At 44.6% G+C, this 3554-nt stretch carries 4 protein-coding genes and 1 pseudogene; all 5 read right to left on the bottom strand.

Going from position 1 to position 3554, the window contains the following annotated elements:
- Window positions 1-293 precede the first annotated feature (293 nt).
- A complete protein-coding gene (locus tag ACVRZH_RS09880; RefSeq protein ID WP_447455112.1) occupies window positions 294-1787 on the bottom strand; it encodes a VirB4-like conjugal transfer ATPase, CD1110 family in 1494 nt (497 codons plus the stop codon).
- On the bottom strand, window positions 1738-2094 hold the full coding sequence (locus tag ACVRZH_RS09875) for a PrgI family protein (RefSeq protein ID WP_447455111.1): 357 nt from the start codon (window positions 2092-2094) through the stop codon (window positions 1738-1740). The genes ACVRZH_RS09880 and ACVRZH_RS09875 overlap by 50 nt, the downstream gene beginning before the upstream one ends.
- Before the next feature lie 88 nt (window positions 2095-2182).
- Window positions 2183-3034, bottom strand: coding sequence for a VirB6/TrbL-like conjugal transfer protein, CD1112 family (locus ACVRZH_RS09870; RefSeq protein ID WP_447455110.1), 852 nt, complete (start codon window positions 3032-3034; stop codon window positions 2183-2185).
- Between the two features lie 19 nt (window positions 3035-3053).
- Complete coding sequence (locus ACVRZH_RS09865) at window positions 3054-3296, bottom strand: hypothetical protein (protein WP_447455109.1); 243 nt, start codon at window positions 3294-3296, stop codon at window positions 3054-3056.
- Between the two features lie 9 nt (window positions 3297-3305).
- Window positions 3306-3554 (bottom strand): annotated as a pseudogene (locus ACVRZH_RS09860) (VirD4-like conjugal transfer protein, CD1115 family); the annotation flags it as partial.

Raw genomic sequence — 3554 nt, 5'->3', positions numbered from 1 at the left:
GTGCCATCTTTGAGCCGGGAAGAATATGTCCATTTGTCATCAGGTTACGAAAGCCCCAATGACCTCCTCCGTACCTTTTGGTGTAAGTGTGTCAGCCTTATTTCACTTAGTCCCTGTAACGACTCTTGCGATGATTCACGTCTGTTCACCATAGTATTCTTATCCTAACAGTCCATCTGATTTAGGCTATCAGACTTTCCATATTGTCCCACAGGCTTCCCAACATGACCGTTACCAGTCAAGCAGGCTGTGGTAGGATTACTCCAAATGGATAGAGTAGCTAAACTAGCAATTTACAACACGACTTCTTGTCGCACCTCATTTTCTGGGTCAACCACGATAATCTCTGTTTTATCATCCACCTCTTTGAGCCTGGTAGTTGTGATTTCATGCTTGGTTCCCATCCCCTTACCTGACCCCGATGTTCCTAAGATAAGACCAGACGGGGTGTTGAGAGCCTTGCGGTCAATGGTGATGATGTTGTTTGAAATCTGGTTAATGCCATAATATTTTCCACCCTTGTCTTGCAAATCCACCGAGGTCCAAGGAGATTGTACGGCGATATTGGAGGTCAAGAGACTTCGAGAAATGCCCTTTAAGAAGTTCTTCCCAAGAGGTAGAAGACTATTAAAGGCTGCTTCCTGCATATAGGGCAAGGGTTCAATAATCAAGTCGTGAGAGCCAGCGACCTGTCGCATATCATTCAGAGCTTCTTTGAGGGCTTCTTGGCTATCTTCTAAAAGTCCAATCAGAAAAACCGTCTCAAAGAGTTTATCCCCTGTCTTGGTCATGGTATTTAGAAGGTCGTCCGCTTCATCAATGGTCGTTTCTAGGACATGACTAGCTTTTTCCAAGTAGATACCTGAACGAGCCATCTTTTGTTGCTCACCGATTTTCTGGGATTCCATCAAGGTCTTCTTAGTTCTAACCTTGGTCATGGCTTCTGATTTTTGCGACCCTTTGACATGAAAACTGATGATAATTTCCCTGTCCGCCTGCATGAGATCACGGATAAAACCATCCCCCAGTTCCGTTCCATAATCTCTGACATAGACCACCTGCAAGTAACGCTCATCAATCGTTAGGTAATCCTTGTGCTTGAAGGACATACTTTGTGGGGCAATAAAGTGTTTCGTCGTTAGACCTGACAGAGCTAAGTCCTTATAGCTAAATGGCAGATGGTTGTCTCCTCGAAGCATATCCGCAAGTAGATTAACCCTCTTCTCTCCCTCTAAGCGATTGAAGGTGCAATCAATCTCAGCTAAACCATTTTTAACATATTCCCCAACTTGGGATAAGGAGCGATGGGCCTGTTTAACGGAACTATCTGATTTGCCAAATGTGATCAATTTTAGGGTATTAAAATTATTCTCTCCATTCTCCAAGTTCTTGTTCATCATTTGGTTCAATTCTTCACGGAAATGGTTGTAGCCATCACCATGTAAGGGATAAAGAACACTTGAACGGAACTTATCTAGGTTGACCCTTTGATTAAAGAGAGTTAGCTGAAAATGCGTGCGGTCATCTAGGGCATTAATCATGTCCGAATACTTGTCCACAATGAGGGCACGCTCATCTAAACCAACGGTCTGGTAATTGACATCACCTAAAAGATAGCTTTGGGAATAATAGTCAGGTGTGACTTGCATGAGGCCATTCTCAAACAAGCCTTGGTAAGCAATGGTATTGACGGTTGTTGGTTGGAGTTCTTGACGCAAAGCCTTTTGGCGTTTTTTATCAGTCGCAGATAGCTTGGATTTCGTTGATGGTTTTAGTAGGTTTCGCATGGGTATTTTCCTTTCCAGTTAGGGTACGTACAGGGATAGTAAGGGCAAACCTTAAACGGTAATGCAGGTAATGTTCAAAGGCTAGGTGATTGGGGCGATAGACCCCAAATAGAAGCAAGGGAAGGGTGAAGCTCCCCGTAAAGCCATAGACAAACCAGTCCCCAAACTGCCAAAAAAAGAGATTGAGTCCTAGGACTAGAATGGTTATAGCTAAAGATGGCAAGACAAAAATGACCTGCCTTGTGGTAAAACCTAACCAAGCTCGGTGCTGGTATTTTGAAATGTCCTTAAAGACACGGGTGTTCATTCAATATTCCTCCATAACAAAGATATTCGTTACAAAAACGGAGCAGAACCTCTACTCCGTTATCCTGTTCAGATGGCGAAAATTCGTCCTACATGCCTAAAATACTTCTGGCTGTTCGTTGTGAACCAACCAGAGCGATAATAAGCAGAATAGCTTGGACAAAGCTCCCAAACATGATAGCTAGAGCCTCACCTGCTCCTGCCCCATTTGAGACCGCAATCTTACCGGCCGATTCAAAAAGTGGTAATAGGGACACAATCAAGAAAATGAGAATACCCTGGATACCATAAACTATGATGTTTTTCAGGTAGCCAATCCCTACGCTACGCCACTCATCACTCAAGAAGGTTGGGAGAGTGATTGGGGCAAAAGGAAGCATGAGGTAAAGCTGTATAAAACGAATGGTCACCATGAGATTGACCACGGCGGCACTTGCCATTCTGACCAGCCAAATCAAGAGGGCGAAAAAGGCAATAATCATCTTACCGACTGTACCTGAACCTTTCAGTCCTGATAGGGTATCGTAGGTTTGACCGCCTTGGGCAACTACTCCTGCAATTCGAGAAAGGGCATGACCTGCTAAACCCAATATGGCTTCCACAATCACTGTGGTATTAGCCATCACCACTCCCACCATGATAAAGCTAACAATCATAGGTGCAATGGCTTCAATGGTCATGGCTCCACCAGAGCTGGCAATTTTCTTGGCCAATTTTGAAAACTCTAGGATTAAGACAAGTGATAAGATGGCCACACCAATCGGACGCATGACTTGTTCTGTTACAGCTGTCATATAGGACCAGACGGTTGGATTATAATCGGCTAAGGATTTGACCAAATCAGCGGTTGATTCTAAATCCAGCGAGAAGCCCTCAAAGAGACTATCTGAGGAGACTTTTTCTGAGACTAGAAAGACCAGCTGGGGGAAGTTCTTGTTCATCACATTGCTTGTCTCCTTCTTAAATGGTAATTTGGGTCACAAAGGCCCCTGCGGCTCCGACCATCACCCCACCAACAATCTCTAAGATGGCATTTCGGACACCTGGTCCGCCGTCTTTGATGTTAGTTGCGAGGTTAATAACTCCAATCACGACAAGAAAGGCTCCTGTCGCTACCAGTCCCTTTTGAAGCAGGGACATAGCTTGGGCAAACATGGCACTGGCATCAACACCATAGGTTAATTTTGGTAAGTTTTGTATCATTGATTTTCCTCATTTCTGTTTTAGTGTTGCGGTAAAGCTAGGGTCTTGACTAAGGTTTCGCACTCGGTGACCTTGTAAATCAAGCGGTGATTCTCCTGTCAAGGAAAGGTCTGGTTCCCACCACCAGTCGACACCTTCCTCATCTGCCAGATACTGCCAGTTGGGGTGCTTGAAGGGGTCATACTTCTTGGCATAAAAAGCAGGCGTATTGGCAATTCTGACTAAGCAGTCCCCACGGTCCATGTTTCCTACTTCGTC

The sequence above is a fragment of the Streptococcus fryi genome (assembly GCF_053206505.1).
This window is presented reverse-complemented; position numbering and strand designations above follow the sequence as displayed.

What these genes read in the sequence shown, in the direction of transcription:
- ACVRZH_RS09875 (WP_447455111.1), bottom strand. Translation starts at nt 2,094, where the DNA reads ATGAACACCCGTGTCTTTAAGGACATTTCAAAATACCAGCACCGAGCT.
- ACVRZH_RS09865 (WP_447455109.1), bottom strand. Translation starts at nt 3,296, where the DNA reads ATGATACAAAACTTACCAAAATTAACCTATGGTGTTGATGCCAGTGCC.
- ACVRZH_RS09880 (WP_447455112.1), bottom strand. Translation starts at nt 1,787, where the DNA reads ATGCGAAACCTACTAAAACCATCAACGAAATCCAAGCTATCTGCGACT.
- ACVRZH_RS09870 (WP_447455110.1), bottom strand. Translation starts at nt 3,034, where the DNA reads ATGAACAAGAACTTCCCCCAGCTGGTCTTTCTAGTCTCAGAAAAAGTC.